Here is a 21,062-nt window from a genome sequence, read left to right on the forward strand (position 1 = left end):
TGGGCGATGCGCTCCTATGGGGTGCCGCTGGAGGTGCTGACCGACAACGGCAAGCAGTTCACCGGCCGGTCGGGCGGGCCGAGGGCCGGCGAGGTGTTGTTCGAGCGCATCTGCCGGGAGAACGGCGTGACGTTGCGGCATACCCAGCCGCGATCTCCGACGACCACGGGCAAGATCGAGCGCTTCCATCAGACGGTTCGCCGGGAGTTGCTGGATGAGGCGCTGCCGTTCGACTCGATCGAGGCGGCCCAACAGGCGGTGGACAGCTTTGCCGACTACTACAACACCGCCCGCCCGCATCAGGCGCTGGACATGGCTTGTCCCTCCGACAGGTTCTTCACCGGCCCCCGGCCGAAGCGTGCCCGTCGGGTGAGCAGGAGATGCCGCTGCAACTGCCGCCCAACCTGGCCCCGGTGCCCGACACCGGCCCCACCAAGCCCACCTCGGGCGAGCCCGTCGTGTCCGACCCGCTGCTCGACCCGCTGGCCACCCACGTCGTCGAGGTGAAGCGGGTCGTGCCCGCCTCCGGCAACCTGTCCATCGGCCGCCAGCAGGCCTGGCTCGGCCCCGAGCGGGCCGGACTGCCCATCACCATGCTGATCAGCACCGACCATCTGCATGTGTTCACCGCAGCCGGCGGCCGAGTGAAAAGCGTGCCTCCCAGCTGAGGTCAAAGACTTGACCGCCCTGCTCGCCTCCGGTCGGGCTCACCCGGCCACCCGAGCCCTCCCCGCACCTGCCGACGACCACAGTACGGCGGTGGAGATCGACAGGATGGTCAGCTCGATAGGCACCGTCAGCCTGGCCAACCACGCCCTGTGCATCGGCGCCCATCTAGCCGGCCAACGCGTCACCCTGCGCCTGGACGGCATCACCGCTCAAGTCATGGACGAACACCGGCTACTGCTGCGCATCGCAGTCTGCCCACTCCGAAGCAGCAGTGCGCCACGCTCCGCGGCGCCCGCCCCGCGGGACCATCACCCACCTGTCCGTCCGGGCCTGTTACCGTCCAGCGGGTCGTCTCCAGCCGCGGTCACTTTCTTGCCGTTTCTACCGGAGCTCCTGGAAGGACGACAATGACTGACCGCGATCAAGAAGAACGCGGCGCGACACGCCGGCTTGTCCTAAGATACGGCGGTCCTGCTTTGCGACGGCTGGCCGCCGCGCAGGACGAACCCGATGACCTCGCCGCTGTGGGGGCATCCGTACCGTCAGCGTGCCGATGGGGTGGCGTTCGAGAGTCAGCCGGCCTGATCATCGGATCGGACCAATCGGCGTTCCCAGGCCAGGGCCGCGACCACACCGATGGCATAGGCGACCAGGTCCCATGGGTCGGGGAACGCGCCGACCAGGACACCGCCGATGCCCGGCGGGGTCATGCCGACTATTTGGTAGAACTCGACGGCGGCGGCGATCGCGGCCGTGGCCAGGGTGCGACGTGCGGCGGTGGTGCGCCACAACAGCCCCAAGAACGCGTAGACCAGCATGGTGGCGCCGACGTCGCTCACGTAGCCGCGGATGAACGGTTGTCCCGGGCCCCGGTAGAAGAGGACGAACGCGCCGATGGCGAGGGCGACGCCACCCAGAAGGACCATGGCGCGGCGCATGAGATTGACATCTTCTCCGAATCTCAACAATCAGGACGAACCTGATCATAGAGCTCGTCACCTTGGCCCGCTCCCCTGACGGGTGGGACGACGGCGACGGGAAGATCCGGCGGGAGGGGTGCGTGCGTCCGCACGGGGCAACCGAACGCGGGCGATCGCCGTGCCAGATCCGTGCCAGATGCCACGGGAAAACAGGGGGAACCACGGGCATTAACGGGCGATCAACGAGAGAGGCCCCTCACCGCGTTTCCGCTGGTGAAGGGCCTCTTTCTGCTGGCGTGGCAGGTGCAAGGTTCGAACTTGCGTAGGCTGAGCCGACGGTTTTACAGACCGCTCCCTTTGGCCACTCGGGCAACCTGCCGTGTCTTCCGCTCTCGCGGCGACAGACAGAAGAATAGCGGACTTCCGGGGTGCACGTGACACCGGTTTGTACCGTCGGGGATCGCCGTCGCGGAGGCTGTGGGTGGTGGCAGGGTGGAGGGGTACGGGCCTGGTGGACTGCACTGCGGGCCGATGCTGGCTAGGCTCGTGCGCTGGGTCCGTGTTCACGGGGGCGCGATGCGTGGTCGGCGAGCCCTGAGACCGGGGCCGGACACCGCAGACATGCGTACGCAGCTGAGAGGATGTGCGTTTTGGCCGATTCGTCTTTCGACATCGTCAGCAAGATCGACCGCCAGGAGGTCGACAACGCGCTGAACCAGACGGTCAAGGAGATCGGGCACCGCTTCGACTTCAAGGGCACAGGGGCGAGCATCAGCTGGTCCGGGCAAGACAACATCGAGATCAAGGCCAACAGCGAGGAGCGGGCGAACGCCGCCCTCGACGTGTTCAAGGAGAAGGTGGTCAAGCGGGGTCTGTCGTTGAAGATCCTGGACGCGGGTGAGCCCAAGCTGTCGGGCAAGGAGTACCGCATGCTGGTCAGCCTCAAGGAGGGCATCGACCAGGAGAACGCGAAGAAGATCTCCAAGTTGATCCGCGACGAGGGGCCCAAGGGGATCAAGGCGCAGATCCAGGGCGAGGAGTTGCGGGTCAGCTCGAAGAAGAAGGATGACCTGCAGGACGTCATCTCCCTGCTCAAGGGCAAGGACCTCGACATCGCGCTGCAGTTCGTCAACTACCGGTAACAAGGGCCTGCTTCGGGACTCTGAACTGGCGTTTCAGCCCTACGGGGACCGCGGAGGGCACATCCGGGGCACACGGCCGAACGCGCTGTCCACCAGGGCACGCGTCCTCTCCTGTGCCTCGGGTAACTCCCCCACGTATGTGTTCAGCGTGACCATCGGCGTGGAGTGGCCGAGGGCAAGCTGCACGGTCTTCACGGAGGCGCCCTTGTGGATCAGCCCGGAAAGCAGCATGTGCGTGGTGATCAGCAGTTTGGCGACGCGACGGCTGGGCCGACGAGGGTGCGCAAGGTGTCGCCCGGCCTCCTGTCGGGACTCCATATGTACGCGCGGTGGCTGCCACTGAGGGAGAAGACGACCGCGTCGCCGTCCCGGTAGACCGTATTGAACGTCAGGACGCCGACTGTCCGACGCCCCAGCACCTCGTCCTTACCCAACGTGCGGGCAACGGCCTCCATCTGGAGGCCGAGTCAGCGAACCGATCGTCCTCGCCGGGCTTGAGCCAGAAGAGCCCCACGAGGAGAAGTGCGCCGGCCAGGCGCATCGCTGCCCAGCGTAAGACCGGGCCGCTGGTGGTCGTTCGTCCCATGCGTGTATTTTCACACGCTTCCGTGCGGGCCGATCTTGGTCCGCCAACTCGTCGAAGACAGCCGTCAGGCCGTTGCTGATGAAAAGAGCTCTTGGGATGTGGCGCAGTTCGCGACCATCCCTGCGGCGCGGGGAGCACCCTGACTTCGGGTTGCAGTGATCAGCGGCTTCCTCCCTGAGGAAGCCGATGCCGTGCTCGCTCCGCGGCCGAACCACGCCGACGGCCTGGCGAGACTGTACTCGCCTGGCTCTCCGGCGGCGATCGCAATGCGGGCCTGTTTCCCGGTGGGCGGCGGCACCGCTGAAGACCCAGTGACCGAAAGCACGTGCTCGACCAGACGTCGAGGGAGCAGGAAGGGCACGCTCGGCCACGAAGTTATCGACCCGATCCTGGCAAGGCGATCGGCGCCGTGGCGACCCGGCCCGCTACGGGCCTCGCACCGCGCTGCGGCATAGGACAGCCTTCCGGCTCAAGGGCCGGAAGGCTGTGGTGGTTACAGGGGGCGCCGGCAGTTCGGGCCGCCGCCCGCGTGGTTGATCAGATCCTGGTAGACGACGCTCTGCTTGATGGGCGTGTGGCTCTTGACGGTCTGGATCACCTTGCCGTCCCGCTTGAGCTCGAAGACCGGCGTGGTCCCGGGCTTCAGCGCCGCCTTGAAGGACACCATGCCGGCGGCGGTGACCTCCTTGGTCTGCACATCGCCGCCCTGCGTGATCGTCAGGGTGCCGGGCTCCTTGAGGAAGGCGAGCAGTTCGACCTCGTCGGCGGCCTTGTCGCCGTAGGGGATGGCGATGGGGCCGATCGTCTGCTTGGCGGCGTCGAACGGCGCGTCGGTGCGGTGGCTGCGGTGGAAGTAGTACAGCGCGTCGCGCTTGATCGTGGGCCACTTGCCGGTCTTGAACCACATCGTGTGGTAGGCGACCACGTCGAGCGGCGCGTAGCCGCGTTCGACGGACGGGGCCAGCCACGACTCCGCGTAGTCGTTCCAGGTGAGCAGAGAGATGATGTCCGCGCCACCCTCCTGCGCCTTGATGAACGACTGGCGCAGGGTGCCGCTGTTGGAGGGCTCCCAATAGCGCTTGTCACGCGGACGTACGTCCTCCAGCGCCGCCGGGGCCATGTAGAAGCGACCGCGCTTGGCGGCCTCCAGGCCGGCCTTGCGGTAGCCGTCGGTGGAGCTCTGCCAGCGCACACCCCAGGAGGAGTAGCCGGCGACGGAGTTGTTCCACTCGGTCTTGCCCGACCCGGACCAGTCCAGGAAGATCGGCACCAGCACCGTCTTCATGCCCTGCGCGGACAGCTTCGTGCGCAGCTCGTCCCACCAGGCGGGCGTCTGGCGCTCCGGGTAGAACGGCGCGAGCGGGATGGTGCCGTCCGACAGGTGGTACAGCGAGGGGTGGCCCTTGGCCATGAGGATGTCGCTGATCACCTTGTCCTGCGCGGCGCCCTTGGCGGTCGGGAAGTCGGGGCTCAGCATGATCTGGAAACCCGGGTCCACTGCCTTGGCGGCGGCCAGCAGCTTGGGGAACTGGTTGAAACGCTGGTCGGAGGCGGAGGTGTGGTGCTCGTAGATGAAGCCGTCGATCCCCGCCGCGATCGCCTGCCGGATCTCCACCTCGAAGTCGGCCTGCCGCCAGTCGCCGCTGCGCACCGGGCGCGGTAGCGGCCGGTCACGTGAGTGGCCGCCCTGCGCGGCGTACATGCCGCTCGAGCCGGCTGGGTCGAGCCAGGAGGCGTACTGGTCCTTGGCCGGGTCCTTGTTGTCGACGGACAGCGGATAGGGCGGGAAGTAGAAGGCGAAGACCTTCTTGTCGTACTCGCGCAGCGCGGCGGCCGAAGGCTTGTCGAAAGGCAGACAGGTGGCGCTGGCCGTGGGCTCGGCGGTCGGCGACGGGGACGTGGTCGGTGTGGTGGACGGCGACGTGGTCGGTGTCCGCGTGGGAGTGGCGGATCCGCTCGGTGTCGGGGTCGGGGTCGCGGTGCTCGTGCCCACCGTGTAGGTGATCTTGAGGCTGGGCCCCTTGCCGCTGGTGCGCGAGGAGTGCAGCACGGCGACCGGGCCCGCGGAGGCGGTCAGGCCGAAGGAGTAGGCGCCGTTGCCGGTGTAGGCCTTGGACACGTCCAGGGCGGCCACCGCACCGGCGGTGAATCCGGTACGCGTCGCCAGCGCCGTCGTCCCGAACGTGGGCCGCGTCTTCCAGTTCGTGGCGCTCTCCGACCACGTGCCGCTGACCTTGTGCGCGGAGACGGTGGTAGCGCTCGTCCGGGCGGCGCTCACCTGCAGCGTCATGGTGACGTTCTGGGCGTTGGCCGGGACCCCGGACACCTTGAAGCTCATCAGCGCCCGGCGCTCGGCATTGGTGGCGTCGTTGCATGTCTTGACGCAGACCGACATCCACTCGGCGCTGCCGTACACGGTTTCTGGGGCAGCCTGGCTGATGAACACGTCATCGGATGCCTGAATCACAGCGCTCACCGGCGCCGTGGCGGCCGCCGGCGATAAGCCGGTGGCCGCCACGTACGCCACGGTGGCAGTGACGGCCAGCAACGGCCGTCGCGGGATCGACAAGGTGAACCTCCTGTGCATCCGGAAAGTTGTGGATCACCATATCCGTGCGTTCCGGCCAGACAAGATCACCACCATGTCCTGGAGAGGCCCATCCCTGTACCGGTTTCCGGTTGGAACGAAGCAGGCGATCAGACGGCTCCGCTTCACCATTGCCGGAAGCCCTTTCCAGCTGTGGCGTCGCGCCAAGGAGGATCCTGTGTGATGTGCATCACCTCGCCTTTTGCTCACTCACCGTGATGGCGAGCAACAACAGAAGCCGGACGTGTCCAGCCCGGCCGAGCAGCCCCAGGGCGCAACCGGGGCACACCGCAGCGAGAAGCGGCCGAAGGCGACGGCAGACGAAGAGCGGGCGGTCTGCGTGTTCCTCGACATGACCTCGTCTTCTCCTGCGAATAGGCTCGGGCGGCGTGACGATGATTCCTCTGCGGCGGTTCACCGCCCGCGTCCTGCCCATCGATGATCAGGATCGGGTTCTGCTGTTGTACGGGTTCGATCCCGCGCGACCCGGCGAGCGGTTCTGGTTCACCGTCGGCGGCGCGCTGGAGGGCGGGGAGACGCTCCAGCAGGCCGCCGCGCGGGAGCTGTACGAAGAGGTCGGCATCCGGGCCGAGGCGGATGAGTTCACCGGTCCGTACGGCGCCGGCACGGTCGAGTTCAGCTTCGCCGAGTACGCCATCACGCAGGACCAGACATTCTTCGCGGTACGGATCGGCGACGGTCAGGCCGAGGTGTCGTTCGACAAGATGGAGGAGATCGAGAAGGCCACCACGGTCGGGCACCGGTGGTGGAGCGCCGAGGAGTTGGACGCCACGGACGAAATCGTCCATCCCGCGGACCTGGCGGGCATCCTGCGGCGCGTCACTGCGGGCGGAGTACCCGCGTAGCGCCCGCGATGAGGGCGGTGGCCAGGATCCAGCCCGCGACGACCAGCCCGTACGCCAGCCCCTGCGTCCACCCCGCCGGGTCGAACATCTCCCTCTGCCCGAACGCCGGCAGCGGCAGCAGCAGGTCGAAGCTGTAGGCGAAGGAGTCGAAGACAGGGGCCTCGTCCGGTTTGAGGGGGCGGGGCGGGTTGAGACCGAAGGCAACCGTTCCGACCATGAGCAGCAGCGCGAACCACACGCCGGCCAGCCAGGGGCGGTAGCCGTAGCCGACCGTGACGTCCAGCAGCCGGCCCCACACGCGCAGTCCCGGGCCCTGGGTGCGGCGCCGGGCGCGGAGCTTGGCGAGCTGGGTGCGGCGGGCGAGCCCGTCGTTGCCGTCGCGCAGGTACCAGGCGGCGAGCTGCTCGTACGGCTGAGGCCGGAAGCCCTCCGGGTCGCGGCCGACCCAGTCGATGCGCCGTTCCACCTTGCCGCTGCGCAGCCGGTCGTAGGTGAGGCCGTTGAGCCGCAGCTTCTCGGGCCAGGTGTGGGGGTCGTCCTGGAGGGTGCCGACGCGCGAGTGGGCGAGGGTGACGACCCCGTCCACGGGCTCGGCGGGGTTGAGATAGAACTCGCGGACCTCCATGTGGCTGGCGTGCAGCGCGTACGGGGTGTCGGGGCTGTGGACGGCCCCGGCGAAGCAGAACGTGCCGCTGATCCGCGCCCCGCGCACCCGGATGCAGCCCTGCGCCGTGAAGCCTTTCGTGCAGTGCACGGTGCCCTCGACCACCATGTCGTCGGCCCTGATCGCGTAGCCGCCGGGGTTGCGGACGGTCGCGCCCTCGAAGTTGACGTCGCCGTTCATCCGGCTGCCAGCCAGGCGGACGCCGCCGGTGATGTCGGCGCCGCGGAAGGTCGCGCCGCTGTCCACGACCATGGATCCGGCGGACAGAGCCCACACGTCGTCGGCGGTCAGGCGGATGCCGCCCAGCCACAGCCCGCTCTCGAACACGGCACGGGCGAGGCGGACGGTCCCGGTGATGTGCGAGCCGGACAGGCTCAGGTGGCCGGCGACGCGCATGCCGCCGCCGCTGAAGCCCGGCAGCGTGCAGTCCGTCAGCCGTACGGAGCGGGTGGTAGTGGCGGTGAGGAGGACGGGTTCGTCCAGGTGGCAGCCGCTGAGCACCAGTTCGTGCTCGACGCGGCCGCCGAGGATGGACAGGGAGCCGGTGATCCTCGCCCCGCGTAAGCGCACGGCCGGCACCGAACCAGGGGCGGCCTCGCGGGCGCCGAGCAGCAGGGACGTGATCACGCTGGCGCGGACCGTCCGGTCGGGGCCCCAGGTGTCGCCGTCCTTGGGGGCGTTCTGCCCGGCTACGGTGCCGTGGCCGGTGACGACCTGGGCGAGCTCCACGGTCTCCCCGGTGGGGAAGGCGTTCCACAGCTTGCGCTCAGCCTCGCTGAGGCGCGGAGATCGGCCCATAGGGATGATTATGTCTGCCGCAGGCGGGAAGTGACGGCGTCGCCGAGAAGCACGGAGTCCCTGTTGAGGCGGTGAGACTGAAGGCCCGGCACGTTGGAGATCCCGACCCGCCAGCTGGTGGCCATCCAGTACGGCGCCATCCTGGCGGGCGCCACCCACGCCTCAGCCTTCAGCGCGGCAGCGTGGGTCCTAACGCCGGTAGCCCGCCATGCGCTCCAGCCGGGCGACGCGCTCCGACGTGGGCGGGTGGGTGGAGAACAGCCTCCCGAAGCCGGAGCCGCTGAACGGATTGGCGATCATCATGTGGGAGGCCGAGGTGAGGCGGCTGTTCTCGGGCAGAGGAAGGCGCCGGGCGCCCATCTCGATCTTGCGGAGGGCCGAGGCCAAGGCCAGCGGGTCGCCCGTGAGCCGGGCCCCCGCCTCGTCCGCCTGGAACTCCCGCGTCCGGGAGATCGCCATCTGCACCATGCCCGCCGCCACCGGCCCCAGCACCATCATCAGCAGCGCACCCACGAACCCGGGCCCCTCGTCGTCGTCCGAGCCGCCGAAGAACACCGCCACGTAACTCAGCCACGTGATCATCGTGGCCAGCGCCCCCGCCACGGACGACACCAGGATGTCGCGGTTGTACACATGCGACAGCTCATGCCCGATCACACCGCGCAGCTCCCGCTCATCCAGCAGCCGCGTCAGCCCGTACGTCACACAGACCGCCGCGCGGCGGGGGCTCCGGCCGGTGGCGAACGCGTTCGGCTGCACCGTTGGAGACACGTACAGTCGCGGCATCGGCTGGCGGGCCTCGGTGGAGAGCTCACGGACGATGCGGTACAGGGTGGGATGCTCCACCTCGCTCACCGGCCGCGCCCGCATGGCGGACAGGGCGATGCGGTCGGAGAAGAGGTAGGCGAAACCGTTGGTCGCCACAGCCAGCATGAGCGCCATCCGCAGGCCGGTGCCACCGCCCAGCCACGCACCCGCGGTCAGGATCAGCGCCGACATCCCACCGAGCAGGACAGCGGTACGCAGGCCGTTGTGGTGCAAGGGTCCCTCCCTTCGTGGTGCGGGTTCACCTGCTCCAACGACTGTGCCGGGGTCCATCGTTCCCCGGTGTGCACACTCGGGGGCGCAGCGCTACCCAACCCCAGGCGCCACGCCGCCCTCAGCAGGCGCGGTGACACCGGAAGGTGGCGGAACACGGCGCAGTCGGCCGACGACCGTACAGCGACCAGTCAGCCCGGACACGCGAGCAGGGCAACAGCCGGCCGAGGGGACGAAGAACCGCCAGTCAGCTGAAGGGCGAGAGCAACGCCAGGTCCATGGCCACCTGAGGAGCGATCGAGAACACGACCGCCACCGCCACAGCCAGTCCCACGGCCACCCAGGCAGCCGGGAACGCACGTCCGAGGCTGAGATGGGGTGCCGAGCCGGGCCCCGGTGCCGAGCTGCCCCCGGAGGCGGGTGTGAGCTCAGATGTGGAGGTGAGCGTCGATGCGCTGGGTCTTGGTGCTGCGGTGAGTTGCGGTGCCACGGCGAGCCCGGGCGCCGGGGTGAAGATCTGGGCCGTCCACGACACGTAGTAGTACAGGCCGAGCACCGTGTTGACGGCCATGATCACCGCCAGCCACCCCGCCCCGCCGTTCACGAGCTCGCGGAAGACCACCACCTTGGCGAACAGCCCCGCCAGGCCGGGCGGCAGGCCGGCGAGGCAGATCAAGCTGAACCCCAGCGCGAGGCCGGCCACCGGGCTGCGGTAGGCCAGCCCCCGATAGTCGCTCAGCTCGTTGCGCGCGGCCCCTCGGGAGACGAGCATGACGACGGCGAACGCACCGAGGTTCATGGCGGCGTAGATGATGAGATAGGTCAGGGAGGCCCCGACGGCGCCGCTCAGGAGCGCCTCGCCTCCTGGCACGCCCGTCAGCGTCGTCCCCCCGGGAGACGTGGTCGTTGCCGGGCCTGACGCGGATGTGGGTCCGGCCGGTGACATGCGCTCGGTGGCGTGGTGGGCGACCGCGAGCGGGGCGAGGATGTATCCCGACTGGGCGACCGAGGACCAGGCCAGCAGCCGTACGGCGGAGCGTTGGCGCAGGGCCAGCAGGTTGCCCACGGTCATGGTGAGCGCGGCGATGATCGCGACGATGGGTGTCCACGTGGCGGCCCGGCCGGACAGCGCGGTGACGAGCAGCAGGATGAGGCCCGCGAACCCGGCGGCCTTCGAGATGACGGACAGCAGCGCGGCGACCGGCACGGGGGCGCCCTGGTAGACGTCCGGCGCCCACGAGTGGAACGGCACCGCGGCGATCTTGAACGCGAACCCGGCCAGCACCAGGACGACGCCCACCGTGATCACGCCCGCCGTGGGGGATGTCATCCCCTGGGCGGTCACCATGCCCGCCGCGGAGGACGTGACCGCGCCCGCCCCCAGGGCCCCCGCCCCCTGACCCCCCGTGCCGACCGCTCCCGGAGCGGGGACGGCGCCGCTGAAGACCTCGGCCAGCCGGGACAGGTACACCGTGCCGCCGATGCCGTACAGCAGCGACACCCCGAACAACATGACCGCCGTGGACACGACCGAGACGACGAACAGCTTGACCGCGGCCTCCGAGGCCCGGCCGTCGTACCGTTTCAGTGCCGTGAGCGCGAACACCGGGAGCGACACCAGCTCAAGCGCGACCACCAGCATGATCAGGTCGCGTGAGGCGGGGAGCGTCACGGCGCCGGTGATGGTGCAGAGCAGGAGGAAGTACCACTCTCCGGCGGGGATGCCTCCGGCGGCCAGCTCGGTCATGGACATCAGCACGACGACCAGGGCCGCGACCAGGACCAGCCCGGCGAAGACCAACGTGAAGCGGTCGGCGACGAACGAGCACAGGGCCGGGACGGACGCCGATCCGCCGGCGGAGCCACGGCCGGCGGCGGCCGGCGCGAGAGCGTCGGGCACGCAGAACGTCTCCATGCTGCGGCCGCCCTGGCCTCCGCCTCCGCCTCCGCCTTGGCCACCGCCTCCGGCCCGTACGCCCGCTCCCGCCCGAGTGGCCTGGGCGACGATGAAGCCGAGGGCCACAAGGACGCCGCCGATCGTCACCAGGCCCAGCGCCGTCCTGATCCTCGGACCGGAGGGGAGGAACGCGTCGAGGAGCAGGACCAGCCCGGCCGCGAGCGCGAGCGCGAGCGGTGGGGCGATCACGAAGTAGTCGATCTGCTGGATCATGACAGGGCTCCCAGCAGGGTCTGCACGGCAGGCGTGGTGAGGGACAGCAGCAGCCCCGGCCAGAGGCCGAACAGGAGAATCAGGACGATCAGCGGCACCCAGGCGACCCACTCGTACCGCCGGATGTCGCGCGGCGGTCCGCCACTGCGACCGGGCTCGCCGAGGGGAGCCACGCTCTCGGGTCCTTCCGCGTGACTTTCCGAAGGGCTCGGCCACTCCTCAGTCGCGCTCGCCTCCTCCATGTCCCCCCGAGGCCCCCCGATTGGCACCGCGTCCACCCCAGCCGCGAGCCCTCCTCCGGCCCCGCCCCCGACTCCCACTCCGGCTCCGGCTCCGGCTCTGTCCCCGGCTCCGGCCAGGCTGGGGCGGGGTGGGAGGCCGTGGGTGACGCGCGACAGCATGACCAGGAAGTACGCCGCCGTCAGCACCGCTCCCAGCCCGCCGATCACCATGAACGTCAGGAACAGCCCCCGGGACAGCCCGGCACCCGGCTGGAAGGCCCCCAGCAGCGCCAGCATCTCCCCCCAGAACCCGGCCAGCCCCGGCAGCCCCAGCGACGCGACCGCCGCGAACGTCAGGACTGACCCGAGGCGCGGCAGCGTGGCGAGCATGCCACCGCCCAGCGACGGCATGTCGGCCGTGCCGTACCGGTCCTTGACGGCGCCGGCCACGAAGAACAGCAGCCCGGTGATCAGCCCGTGGGCGATGTTGGCGAACAGGGCCCCGTTGACGCCCACGGTCGTGAGCGTGGCGAACCCCAGCAGCACGAACCCCATGTGGCCCACCGAGGAGTAGGCGATCATGCGTTTCAGGTCGCGCTGGGCCAGGCAGGCGAGGGCCCCGTACACGATGCCGACCACGGCCAGCGCCCCCAGCCACGGCGCCGCGGCCACCGCGCCCTCCGGCAGGACCGGGACGGCGATGCGGGCGAAGCCGTAGGTGCCCATCTTGAGCAGCACGCCGGCCAGCAGGACCGAGCCGACCGTCGGCGCCTCGGTGTGCGCGTCGGGAAGCCAGGTGTGCAGCGGCCACATCGGCGTCTTGACCGCGAGACCGAGCCCGACCGCCACGAACGCGAGGATCTGCACGCTCCTCGACATGCCCGCGCCGTGGGCCCGGGCGAGGGCGACGATGTCGAGCGTGCCGGTCTGCGCCCAGACGAGCAGCAGGCCGAGCAGCATCACCACGGAGCCGAGCAGCGTGTAGAGGATGAACTTGGTCGCCGCGCCCCGTCGTCCCTTGCCGCCCCAGACGGCGATCAGGAAGTACATGGGGATCAGCACGATCTCGAAGAACACGAAGAACAGCAGCAGGTCCAGCGCGAGGAACGTGCCCACCATGCCGACTTCGAGCACCAGCAGCGTGAACACCAGCGCCCTCGGCCGCGCCGCCATGAGCCGTCCCGGGCCGCGCGCCCGGCCCCAGCCGAGGTAGGCGAAGCAGAGGAACGTCAGCAGCGCCGTCAGCGCGACCAGTGGCAGCGAGATCCCGTCGACGCCGAGGTGGAAACGCAGGCCCAGCCCGGGGATCCACGGCAGGTCGACGGTGAACTGCGGCGTGGCCGACCGCCCGTAGTCGAACACCGCCACCATGACCACGGCCAGAGCCAGCGCGAGCCCCGACACCGCCTGCCCGTACAGCGGCAGCGCCGGTCGGAGCGCGGCCGGGGCGGCCACCAGGAGCAGCGCGCCGAGCAGCGGCACCGCGAGCAGCGTGACCGGAAGCCAGCCCATCACGTGAACACCACCGCCCCCACCGCGATCAGCAGCAGTCCGGCGAGCAGACCGCTCACGTAGAGCTGGACGTTGCCGTTCTGGGCGAGCCTGAGCAGTCCGGACATTCCGCGGGCCGCCCGTCCGGAGCCGCGCACGGCCCCGTCCACCACCACGTCGTCCGTTCTGACGACCAGCCGGGCCAGCGCCAGCACCGGCCGCGCGAACACCGCGGCGTAGACGGCGTCCGCGTAGAACGCGCGCTCGCACGGGACGCGCAGCGGCCCCAGCAGCCGGGCCGGGTCGGCGAGCGGCGCGGACCGCCAGACCGCGTACACCACTCCCGCGCCGAGCAGGGCCAGCACCACCCCGACCGTCGCCACCCCGAGATCGACGTGAACGCCGCCCGCGAACCCGAGCAGCAATGTCGGCACGACCAGCAGCGCCACCGGCACCAGCATCGTCCGCGGCGCCTCCCGCACGTCGATGACATGGGCCGTGCCCGGCTCCGGCTCGGGCAGCGCGACGGGCGCGGCCTGGCCGAAGAACGTCCGCAGCCAGGCTCTGGTGGCGTACGCGCCGGTGACGGCGACGGTCGCGAGCGCGCAGCCGTACAGGAGCAGGGCGGCGGCGTCGGTCAGGCGTCCGGCGGCGAGCGCGCCGTCCATGGCCGCCAGCACGGCGTCCTTGCTGAAGAAGCCGCTGGCCGGCGGCAGGCCCATGAGGGCGGCGAAGCCGACGGTCATCGCCGCGAACGTCACCGGCAGCGGCCCCCGCAGGCCGCCCATCTGGCTCATCAGGTTGGAGCCGACGTGATGGATGACGACGCCCGCGCACAGGAACAGCAGCGCCTTGAACGCCCCGTGCGTGAGCAGGTGGAAGATCGCGGCCTTCGCCGAGCCCGCCGCCAGGCCGCCCGCCATGTAGGCGAGCTGGCTGATCGTGGAGTAGGCGAGCACCCGTTTGAGGTCGTCCTGGGCGAGCGCGGCCAGGGCGGCGCCGAGCATGCCGAGCGCCGCCATGACGGCCAGCACGTCGAGCGTGGGGCCGGCGGCGGCGTACGCCGGGAAGAGCCTCGCCACGATGAAGATGCCGGCGGCGACCATGGTGGCGGCGTGGATCAGCGCGCTGATCGGCGTGGGGCCCGCCATGGCGTCGGGCAGCCAGGTGTGCAGCGGCACCTGCGCGCTCTTGCCCGCCACTCCGGCGAGCAGCAGCATGGTGGCGGTCACGAGGGTGGCCGCGGACATCTCGGGCACCTTGGAGAGTACGTCGGAGATTCGGAAGCTGCCGGCCGCGAAGCCGAGCGTGAACAGGCCGAACAGGAAGCCGACGTCGCCGAGGCGGGTGACCAGGAACGCCTTGACCGCCGCCCGCGAGTTGGCGCGGTCCTCCCACCAGTGGCCGATGAGCAGGTACGAGCAGAGGCCCATGATCTCCCAGCCGACGTACAGGACGAGGAGGTCACCGGCGTACACGACCAGCAGCATCGCGCTGGTGAACAGGCTGACGAAGGCGCTGTAGGAGGGGTAGCGCGAGTCGTGGTGGAGGTAGCCCACGGAGTAGACCTGTACGGCCAGGGCGACCAGTGTCACGAGGACGCCGAGGATCGCGGACAGGTCGTCGGCCTGGAGGGTCAGGGAGATGGGGATGCCGCCGGTGACGATCGTGCCGTAGGTACGGCCCACGGGCGGGCCCGGGGCCGCGTCTCCGAGGTACGCGAAGCCGGGGGCCCAGGCGAGGGCGGTGGCGAGCACGGCGGAGGCGGCGGTCGGCAGGACGGCGAACCAGGCCGCCCGTCCGCGCGCACGCCGGTCGTCGGCGTCGCCCGTGTCACCGGAGGCGCTGGTGGTGCGGTGGTGCGGCCGGCGGGTCAGCAGGAGGCCGGCCGCGGCGGCGACGAAGGGCAGGAGTACGACGAGCAGCGGGAAGGTCGTCACCGGTTGCCTCCTCGCTCGGCGTCGGCCCCTGGCCGGGTGGCCTGGGTGTCGCCGCGGCCGTCGCCGGCCGGTTGCGTGGGGGCGGGCGGGGTCGCGGTGTGGGGCGGCGGCTCGGACAGGTCGCGGAGGGCGTCGATGTCGACGGTCCTGCGGTTGCGGTAAAGGGCCAGGATGATGGCCAGGCCCAGCCCCACCTCGGCCGCGGCGATCACGATGACGAACAGCGTGAGCACCTGACCGCTGTGCAACCGGTCGCGCAGCCACACGTCGAACGCGACGAGGTTGAGGTTGACGGCGTTGAGCATCAGCTCGACGGACATCAGGACGAGGATCGTGTTGCGGCGGGCGAGCACGCCGTACACACCGACGGAGAAGAGGAGCGCCGACACGACGGCCGGGTAGACGATGTGCATCAACGCCCCCCGGGCCGGTCAGCGGGCGGGCCGGGCATGGCGGATGGATCGTCCGGCGTACGGGATGAGTCCGGCGTACGGGATGAGTCCGGTGGACGGGGTGAGTCCGGTGGACGGCTTGCGTCTGCGGGCTGCTCAGGGTGGCTCGGTGGGGAGCCGCCCTGGATGTCCGTGCGGGACAGGACGATGGCGCCGATCAGGGCCGCCAGCAGCAGCACCGACAGCGCCTCGAACGGCAGCACCCAGGTGCTGAACACGCTGGCGCCGAGCGCCTTGGCCGCGCCCTGGCCGGGATCGAGCCGCGCGTAGGCCGTACGGAAGCCGTCGACCACCACCGTCACCAGGACGGCGGCAGTCGCCACGGCCACCAGCGCGGCGACCACCCGGTTGCCGCTGTCGAGGTCGGCGGAGCGGCCGATCGGGGCCCGCGTGAGCATGATGCCGAACAGCATGAGCACGACGACCGCGCCCACGTAGATGAGCACCTGCACCCAGGCGACGAACTCCGCCGTCAGCACGAGGTAGCAACCGGCGAGCGCGCCGAAGCAGACCACGAGCCACAGGGCGGCGTGGACGAGCTGGCGGGTGGTGACGACGAGCAGCGCCGATCCGACCGCCGCCGCGCCGAGCAGCAAGAAGACGATCTCCTGGCCGGTGGGCGACAGATAGGAGGGCACCGCCTCGGTCACTACTCCTCCTCAGGCTCCCTTGGGTCTGCAGGGTCGAGACGCCCGGGCGGACGGATGGAGCGAGGATCGGCCATCCGGCGCCTGCGCGGCCTCGGGGCAGAAGTCTGCTCTTCCGCTTCGGGGTTCGGGCGCGGCTCGCCCGAGGCTGTGGACAACTCTTCGCCGGATGTGGAGCCTGTGGACAACTCTCCTGCCGACTCGGCCGCCGCTTCGCTCGATGCGGGGGCTGCTTCGCGGGGAGCGGAGTCGGCGTCGTCCGGTGCGGGGGCTGGGGACGGCGCCTCAGGGGATACGCCGTGCTGCGGGGATTCGGGAGAGCGCGTGTCGGTTTCGGGCGTCTTCGGGTGCCGGGCTTCCGACGCGGGCGGCGTGGTGCCGGGCTTGTCTCCGGTCGGAGGGGGCGCGGGGAGGGATCCGGGCGGCCGGATGCCCCGGATGTTCGCCATCCGCGTCCTGCGCTCCGCCGGGCCGGGCCGGTCCGGGCCGGTCGCCGACTGGTCTGCGGCCCGGGTCCCATGGGCGTCCTGGGTGGTGGGGTCGGACGGGCGTGGCCCTGGGGCGGCTTCCCGCGCGTCGGGCTCACCGGCGGATCGGCGAACGGGCGGGGCCGGAGGACGAGCATCCGGTGCGGAGTGGGGATCCTCCGGTGCGGGGCGGGGATCCTCCGGTGAGCGGGCGTCGGGCGACCCGGTCGTCGAAGCGTCCTGCGCGGAAGCGGGACGTGTCGAAGCGGGACGTGCGGAAGCGGGACGTGCCGAAGCGGGACGTGCGGAAGCGTCCTCGCCAGAAGGTGTACGTGCGCGGACGTCCCCCGTGGCAGGAGGAACCGGCGGTGCGTCCGTGCCGGCGTCCGGTCGTGCGGGCGGCCGGCCGGGTGTACCTCCCGCACGGGGCCCGGCGGGGCGGCGGGGGGCGGCCGCGAGCTCCTTGGGCGGCTCGGCGCCGGGGTCGTGGGCCGGGGGCGGCGGGACCGTGGGCACCCAGGCGGCGAGCCGGTCCTTCTCGTGCAGCAGGTTGCGGATGTCGCCCTCGGCGTACTCGAACTCCGGAGACCAGAACAGCGCGTCGAACGGGCAGACCTCGATGCAGATCCCGCAGTACATGCACAGGGAGAAGTCGATGGCGAACCGGTCGAGGACGTTGCGCTGACGCGGGCGTCCGCCCTCCGGCGCCGGGAGGGTCTCCTTGTGCGAGTCGATGTAGATGCACCAGTCGGGGCACTCGCGGGCGCAGAGCATGCAGGAGGTGCAGTTCTCCTCGACCAGGGCGATGACGCCGCGGCTGCGGGGCGGGAGAGCGGGCTTGACCTCGGGATACTGCTGGGTGACGGATTTGCGCAGCATGTGGCGGAGGGTGACGGAGAGCCCCTTCGCCAACCCCACTCCCGGTATCCGCGCCATGGTCATCATCATTGCGCACTTGTCCGCGCGCGTGAATGCGCTCGTCGCGTTGTCCCCAGTTTTTCCACAGTTATCCACAGGTTATCGGGAGGTTATCCACAAGATGGCTCCGCGGCCGTTATGTACCACGGTGTGGCGATAGCCTTCCGGCATGTCGAACAGCCGGCCGCGCGGTCCCAGTGGTCTGGCATGGACCGCCGGGGTGGCGTGGGCGGCGCTGCCGCTGTTCACATGCGGGATGCTGACGCCGTTCACGATCGGCTTCGCGGCGTTCTGGCTGCGCAGCGTGTGGCAGCTGATCGCCGCCGCGGTCTACACCGTGTGCCTGGGTTCGTTCCTGATCGTGGTGTTCGCGTACGACCAGTTCGAGGACATCCCGGAGCCGATGTCCTCGCTGATATCCCTCGCCCTGGTCGTGACCTGGTTGGGCGGTGTCATCCACTCCGGCATCCTGGTTCCGGCCATGGTCAAGCGCCGTCACCGCGGCGCTCCGCCGTTCACGCCTCGCCCGTTCGTGCCTGCGGCGAACATCCACCAGCGCACCACCGCTCCGACCTTCCAGCGGCCCTCCGGCGCGCCGGAGTGGATCGGGCACTACCGGGTGCTGCGGTCCCTGGGCAGGGGCGGGCAGGGCGCCGTCTACCTCGCGCAGGCGCCCAACGGTGCGCGGGTGGCGGTGAAGGTCCTGCACGACCTGGTCGACGAGACCGCCCGTGCCCGCTTCGCCCGCGAGGTGGACACGGCGCGCAGGGTCGCGACGTTTTCCACAGCCCGGGTGCTGGACGTGAGCATCAGCGGGCAGCACGCGTACATCGTCAGTGAGTACGTCGAGGGACCGTCGCTGGAGCAGCTCGTCCGCAACCATGGTCCGCGGGACGAGGACAGCCTCACCCGGCTGGCGTTGTCCACAGCCGGGGCGCTCGCGGCCATCCACAGGGCCGGGATCGTGCATCGTGACTTCAAGCCGAGCAACGTGCTGATCGGCAACGACGGGCCGCGGGTGATCGACTTCGGCATCGCCCGCGCGCTCGACCAGATGACGGTGACGTCGGGGAAGATGGTCGGCACCCCGCCGTACATGTCGCCCGAGCAGTTGACGGGGGCGCCGGTGGGGCCGCCGTCGGACGTGTTCAGCTGGGGGGTGACGATGATGTTCGCGGCCACGGGGCGGCCGGCGTTCGGGGAGGACACGGTGCCGGCGGTTTTCCACAGGGTGCTGACGGTCCACCCGGACCTTTCGCCCTTACCGCCGGGCCTGCGGAAGATCGTCGGGACGTGTCTCCACAAGAGCCCGGAGGATCGGCCGGCGGCCGCGGACGTGATGCTCGCCATCATCCACTGATGGGCCGCAGTGCCGCGGGGATTCGGGTGCCTCCGGCGTACTGCGGGGGAATGCCGATGCGCACGCTCAGAGCACCAGCCGCCAGGTGTTCCACTCGTCCAGCAACGTGAAGCCCATCGCCTCGTTGATGGCCAGCATGTGCGCGTTGGACGTGGCGTTCCACGTGATGACCCGCTGGACCCGCGGTTCACGCTCGCGCAGCCGTAGCAGGTTGGCGAGCTTGAGGAGAAGGCCGAGCCGGTGACCGCGGTGCGGCCCGAGCACGGCGGTGTCCGTCTGGAACGCCCAGCCGTCCCGGCGGTCCACCTCCAGGAAGATGCGGGTGAACCCGGCCGGGGCGCCATCGCTGATGCGCCGGGCGAGCGCGGTGTAGCAGTCGAGCCCACCCGGCACCATCTCCTCCTCCCGCGCGCGCACGCGGTCGGCGTCGAAGCGGGCGTCCTCCATGGCCGCGTCCGTGGGGGCGTCGTTCATGCCGGCCATCACCGCGGCCAGATCGGCCAGCCGCTCCGCCGTGGCCCGCTCCCCCGGCAGCTCCTGCGTGGCCGGGCCGCTCCACAGTTCCAGCTCGTAGCCCTCCGCACGCGGCCGCATCCGCCGGAACGCCGCCCAGTCGGCCGTACGCAGGTCGAGGGTGCGACGAGCCTCCGCCACCGACACGGTGAAACCGTGCGCCCGGGCGAACCTAGCGCCCGGCCCCTCGACGGGGGTCTCGGTGAACAGCAGGCCACGGCCGAGGGCGCGGGCCCGTCCGGCCGCCTCCTCCAGCAGGTCCGCGCCGATGCCGCGCCCCCACCGGTCGGGCCGGACGAACAGCGGGTCCAGCCAGGCGGTGTGCGTGTTGTCATGCTGGGGAAGCCCCAGCCGGTAGCCCGCGACGGCCTCGCCGCCCTCCTTGACCACCCGGACCTCCTGTCGCCTCCCGGAGGAGTCGTGGATGAGCTGCCACTCGAAGCGCCGCCGGCCCATGAGCGGTCCCCGCTGGTGGGCGTGGGCCCGGAGGTAGGTGTCGTGGAGGGAGGTGAGCGTGTTCTCGTCGATCGTCGTCACGCGGCCAGGTAACAGGATCGCGGCCGACACGGCGACGGATTTTCTCCTGGACGCGGGGGGTGGCGTGGTCAAGGGGTGGCTTCGGGGCAGGTCCGGGTGAGGGCGAGGTAATCGGCGTGGGTGAGGCGGCGGGCCTCCAGGTACATGTCGTGGTGCTGGGTGAAGCGGTTGACGTCCTCCGGCGGCCAGGGACCGGGCAGGTGGTGGAGCGGGGCGCCGTCGGAGTCGAGGACGAACAGGCCCGTGCGGTCCTCGTAGCCGTACAGGAGGAAGGCGCAGGCGTGACGGGGCCGGCGGCGGAAGGCGAGGTCGGCGACGAGGGTGCCGCCGCGGCGGATCTCCATCCGGGGGCCGCGGTGGCGGTCTCGCCGGGTGGTGACGGTGAGGCCGCCCGGCAGGCCGAGGATCTCGCCTCGGGCGGCGCGGCGTCTGTGCATGCGGGCCGACAGGGGGCGCAGCACCAGGAGTGCCGGGCTGAAGCCGACCAGGAGCCACTTGGCCTCCAGGACGTACGCCAGCCCCCTGCCGAGCGTGGACAGGCCCCGCCAGGCGGGCCACAGCCCGATCATGGCCAAGTACGTCATCACGGCCAGGCCCGCGACTCCGGTCCCGATGGTGACCGGCCTGCGCCACCTGGCGAGAAAGGTCGGACGGACGCCGTGCAGGCGGCGCCAGCCGGGGGCTCGGGCGGCGAGGGCGGTGCGGACCTCGCGGGAGGGGCGGGTGCGGGCGTTCACGACCGGGATGCCGGCCGCGACGGCGAACGTCTGGACGTCGGGGGCGTGCCAGGGGCCCGGGAGGTCCAGGAGGACGAGACCGTCGGCGTCCAGGACCGCGAGACCGGAACAGGTCTGCCGCTCGGCGTCCTTGGCACGGGTCGCCGGCTGGTCGTAGCGGTAGTGGTACAGGCGCGTGGGGGCGGCGGTCGATCGGAACGCGGTGGGCGGCGCGTGGCCCGTCACGGCGTCCGTCGCGGTCAGGGTGTGGCCGTCCCAGGAGAGCGTCGTCTCCAGGCAGGTCACACTGTGGACGGTGCCGGCCGGTTCGTCCCCGGCTGACGCGGGCTGCGCGTTCAT

The 21,062-nt window shown here is 70.7% G+C and carries 16 protein-coding genes, 1 tRNA gene and 1 pseudogene; 5 read left to right on the forward strand and 13 right to left on the reverse strand.

The genetic code is table 11. The features are described from left to right. Positions 1 to 6: 6 nt before the first annotated feature. Together MTP10_RS01670 and MTP10_RS01675 are read left to right on the forward strand one after the other, a co-directional pair. Positions 7 to 264, forward strand: a pseudogene (locus MTP10_RS01670) (integrase core domain-containing protein); the annotation flags it as partial. Positions 265 to 380: 116 nt separating this feature from the next. After that, positions 381 to 668: a hypothetical protein gene (locus MTP10_RS01675; protein ID WP_310707543.1), complete on the forward strand. Its 288-nt coding sequence runs from the start codon at positions 381 to 383 to the stop codon at positions 666 to 668. A gap of 573 nt (positions 669 to 1,241) precedes the next feature. On the opposite strand, the gene MTP10_RS01680 is transcribed toward MTP10_RS01675, so the two are convergent. Both MTP10_RS01680 and MTP10_RS01685 read right to left on the reverse strand, forming a co-directional pair. Next, positions 1,242 to 1,595: a DUF2809 domain-containing protein gene (locus tag MTP10_RS01680; protein ID WP_310707133.1), complete on the reverse strand. Its 354-nt coding sequence runs from the start codon at positions 1,593 to 1,595 to the stop codon at positions 1,242 to 1,244. 291 nt (positions 1,596 to 1,886) lie between these two features. Beyond that, positions 1,887 to 1,968, reverse strand: a tRNA-Tyr gene (locus MTP10_RS01685). Between the two features lie 262 nt (positions 1,969 to 2,230). On the opposite strand from MTP10_RS01685, the gene MTP10_RS01690 reads away from it, so the two are divergent. Further along, complete coding sequence (locus MTP10_RS01690) at positions 2,231 to 2,731, forward strand: YajQ family cyclic di-GMP-binding protein (RefSeq protein WP_310707134.1); 501 nt, start codon at positions 2,231 to 2,233, stop codon at positions 2,729 to 2,731. A 1,079-nt stretch (positions 2,732 to 3,810) separates the two neighbouring features. Here MTP10_RS01690 and MTP10_RS01695 read toward each other — a convergent pair. Further along, a complete protein-coding gene (locus MTP10_RS01695) occupies positions 3,811 to 5,886 on the reverse strand; it encodes an endo-1,3-alpha-glucanase family glycosylhydrolase (protein WP_310707135.1) in 2,076 nt (691 codons plus the stop codon). Between the two features lie 413 nt (positions 5,887 to 6,299). Between MTP10_RS01695 and MTP10_RS01700 the strand changes: the two genes are divergently transcribed. Continuing rightward, positions 6,300 to 6,770 carry an NUDIX domain-containing protein gene (locus MTP10_RS01700; RefSeq protein WP_310707523.1) on the forward strand — a complete coding sequence of 157 codons (471 nt, stop codon included), beginning with the start codon at positions 6,300 to 6,302 and terminating at the stop codon, positions 6,768 to 6,770. Here MTP10_RS01700 and MTP10_RS01705 read toward each other — a convergent pair. The 8 genes from MTP10_RS01705 to MTP10_RS01740 all read right to left on the reverse strand — a co-directional run bounded on the left by MTP10_RS01705 (position 6,745) and on the right by MTP10_RS01740 (position 17,606). Continuing rightward, positions 6,745 to 8,232: a hypothetical protein gene (locus MTP10_RS01705; RefSeq protein ID WP_310707136.1), complete on the reverse strand. Its 1,488-nt coding sequence runs from the start codon at positions 8,230 to 8,232 to the stop codon at positions 6,745 to 6,747. The genes MTP10_RS01700 and MTP10_RS01705 overlap by 26 nt on opposite strands. 189 nt (positions 8,233 to 8,421) lie before the next feature. Then, the gene (gene htpX, locus MTP10_RS01710) at positions 8,422 to 9,273 is read right to left on the reverse strand and encodes a zinc metalloprotease HtpX (RefSeq protein WP_310707137.1); all 852 of its coding nucleotides are present in this window, start codon (positions 9,271 to 9,273) and stop codon (positions 8,422 to 8,424) included. Between the two features lie 244 nt (positions 9,274 to 9,517). After that, entirely contained in the window at positions 9,518 to 11,440 is a 1,923-nt protein-coding gene (locus MTP10_RS01715) for an NADH-quinone oxidoreductase subunit N (protein WP_310707138.1), read from the reverse strand. Continuing rightward, positions 11,437 to 13,173, reverse strand: a complete 1,737-nt coding sequence (locus tag MTP10_RS01720) for an NADH-quinone oxidoreductase subunit M (RefSeq protein ID WP_310707139.1) — start codon at positions 13,171 to 13,173, stop codon at positions 11,437 to 11,439. Before MTP10_RS01720 ends, MTP10_RS01715 begins: the two co-directional genes overlap by 4 nt. Then, the gene (locus MTP10_RS01725) at positions 13,173 to 15,092 is read right to left on the reverse strand and encodes an NADH-quinone oxidoreductase subunit L (protein ID WP_310707140.1); all 1,920 of its coding nucleotides are present in this window, start codon (positions 15,090 to 15,092) and stop codon (positions 13,173 to 13,175) included. The genes MTP10_RS01720 and MTP10_RS01725 overlap by 1 nt, the downstream gene beginning before the upstream one ends. After that, on the reverse strand, positions 15,089 to 15,505 hold the full coding sequence (nuoK, locus tag MTP10_RS01730; protein ID WP_310707141.1) for an NADH-quinone oxidoreductase subunit NuoK: 417 nt from the start codon (positions 15,503 to 15,505) through the stop codon (positions 15,089 to 15,091). The genes MTP10_RS01725 and nuoK overlap by 4 nt, the downstream gene beginning before the upstream one ends. Further along, a complete protein-coding gene (locus MTP10_RS01735; protein ID WP_310707142.1) occupies positions 15,505 to 16,194 on the reverse strand; it encodes an NADH-quinone oxidoreductase subunit J in 690 nt (229 codons plus the stop codon). The genes nuoK and MTP10_RS01735 overlap by 1 nt, the downstream gene beginning before the upstream one ends. Continuing rightward, positions 16,194 to 17,606, reverse strand: a complete 1,413-nt coding sequence (locus MTP10_RS01740) for a 4Fe-4S binding protein (RefSeq protein ID WP_310707143.1) — start codon at positions 17,604 to 17,606, stop codon at positions 16,194 to 16,196. The genes MTP10_RS01735 and MTP10_RS01740 overlap by 1 nt, the downstream gene beginning before the upstream one ends. A 139-nt stretch (positions 17,607 to 17,745) precedes the next feature. Here MTP10_RS01740 and MTP10_RS01745 point away from each other — a divergent pair, with 139 nt between their 5' ends. After that, positions 17,746 to 18,936 carry a serine/threonine-protein kinase gene (locus tag MTP10_RS01745; protein ID WP_310707144.1) on the forward strand — a complete coding sequence of 397 codons (1,191 nt, stop codon included), beginning with the start codon at positions 17,746 to 17,748 and terminating at the stop codon, positions 18,934 to 18,936. Between the two features lie 66 nt (positions 18,937 to 19,002). Here MTP10_RS01745 and MTP10_RS01750 read toward each other — a convergent pair whose 3' ends face one another. Further along, complete coding sequence (locus MTP10_RS01750) at positions 19,003 to 19,986, reverse strand: GNAT family N-acetyltransferase (RefSeq protein WP_310707145.1); 984 nt, start codon at positions 19,984 to 19,986, stop codon at positions 19,003 to 19,005. Between the two features lie 68 nt (positions 19,987 to 20,054). Beyond that, a complete protein-coding gene (locus MTP10_RS01755; RefSeq protein WP_310707146.1) occupies positions 20,055 to 21,062 on the reverse strand; it encodes a hypothetical protein in 1,008 nt (335 codons plus the stop codon).

Source organism: Nonomuraea sp. 3-1Str, assembly GCF_031570565.1.
Lineage (GTDB): Bacteria > Actinomycetota > Actinomycetes > Streptosporangiales > Streptosporangiaceae > Nonomuraea.

Coding starts and splice junctions, on each gene's coding strand:
- MTP10_RS01740 (WP_310707143.1), bottom strand. CDS start 17,606: ATGATGATGACCATGGCGCGGATACCGGGAGTGGGGTTGGCGAAGGGG.
- MTP10_RS01745 (WP_310707144.1), top strand. CDS start 17,746: ATGTCGAACAGCCGGCCGCGCGGTCCCAGTGGTCTGGCATGGACCGCC.
- MTP10_RS01715 (WP_310707138.1), bottom strand. CDS start 11,440: ATGATCCAGCAGATCGACTACTTCGTGATCGCCCCACCGCTCGCGCTC.
- MTP10_RS01690 (WP_310707134.1), top strand. CDS start 2,231: ATGTGCGTTTTGGCCGATTCGTCTTTCGACATCGTCAGCAAGATCGAC.
- MTP10_RS01705 (WP_310707136.1), bottom strand. CDS start 8,232: ATGGGCCGATCTCCGCGCCTCAGCGAGGCTGAGCGCAAGCTGTGGAAC.
- MTP10_RS01700 (WP_310707523.1), top strand. CDS start 6,300: ATGATTCCTCTGCGGCGGTTCACCGCCCGCGTCCTGCCCATCGATGAT.
- MTP10_RS01675 (WP_310707543.1), top strand. CDS start 381: ATGCCGCTGCAACTGCCGCCCAACCTGGCCCCGGTGCCCGACACCGGC.
- MTP10_RS01680 (WP_310707133.1), bottom strand. CDS start 1,595: ATGGTCCTTCTGGGTGGCGTCGCCCTCGCCATCGGCGCGTTCGTCCTC.
- MTP10_RS01720 (WP_310707139.1), bottom strand. CDS start 13,173: ATGGGCTGGCTTCCGGTCACGCTGCTCGCGGTGCCGCTGCTCGGCGCG.
- MTP10_RS01755 (WP_310707146.1), bottom strand. CDS start 21,062: ATGAACGCGCAGCCCGCGTCAGCCGGGGACGAACCGGCCGGCACCGTC.
- nuoK (WP_310707141.1), bottom strand. CDS start 15,505: ATGCACATCGTCTACCCGGCCGTCGTGTCGGCGCTCCTCTTCTCCGTC.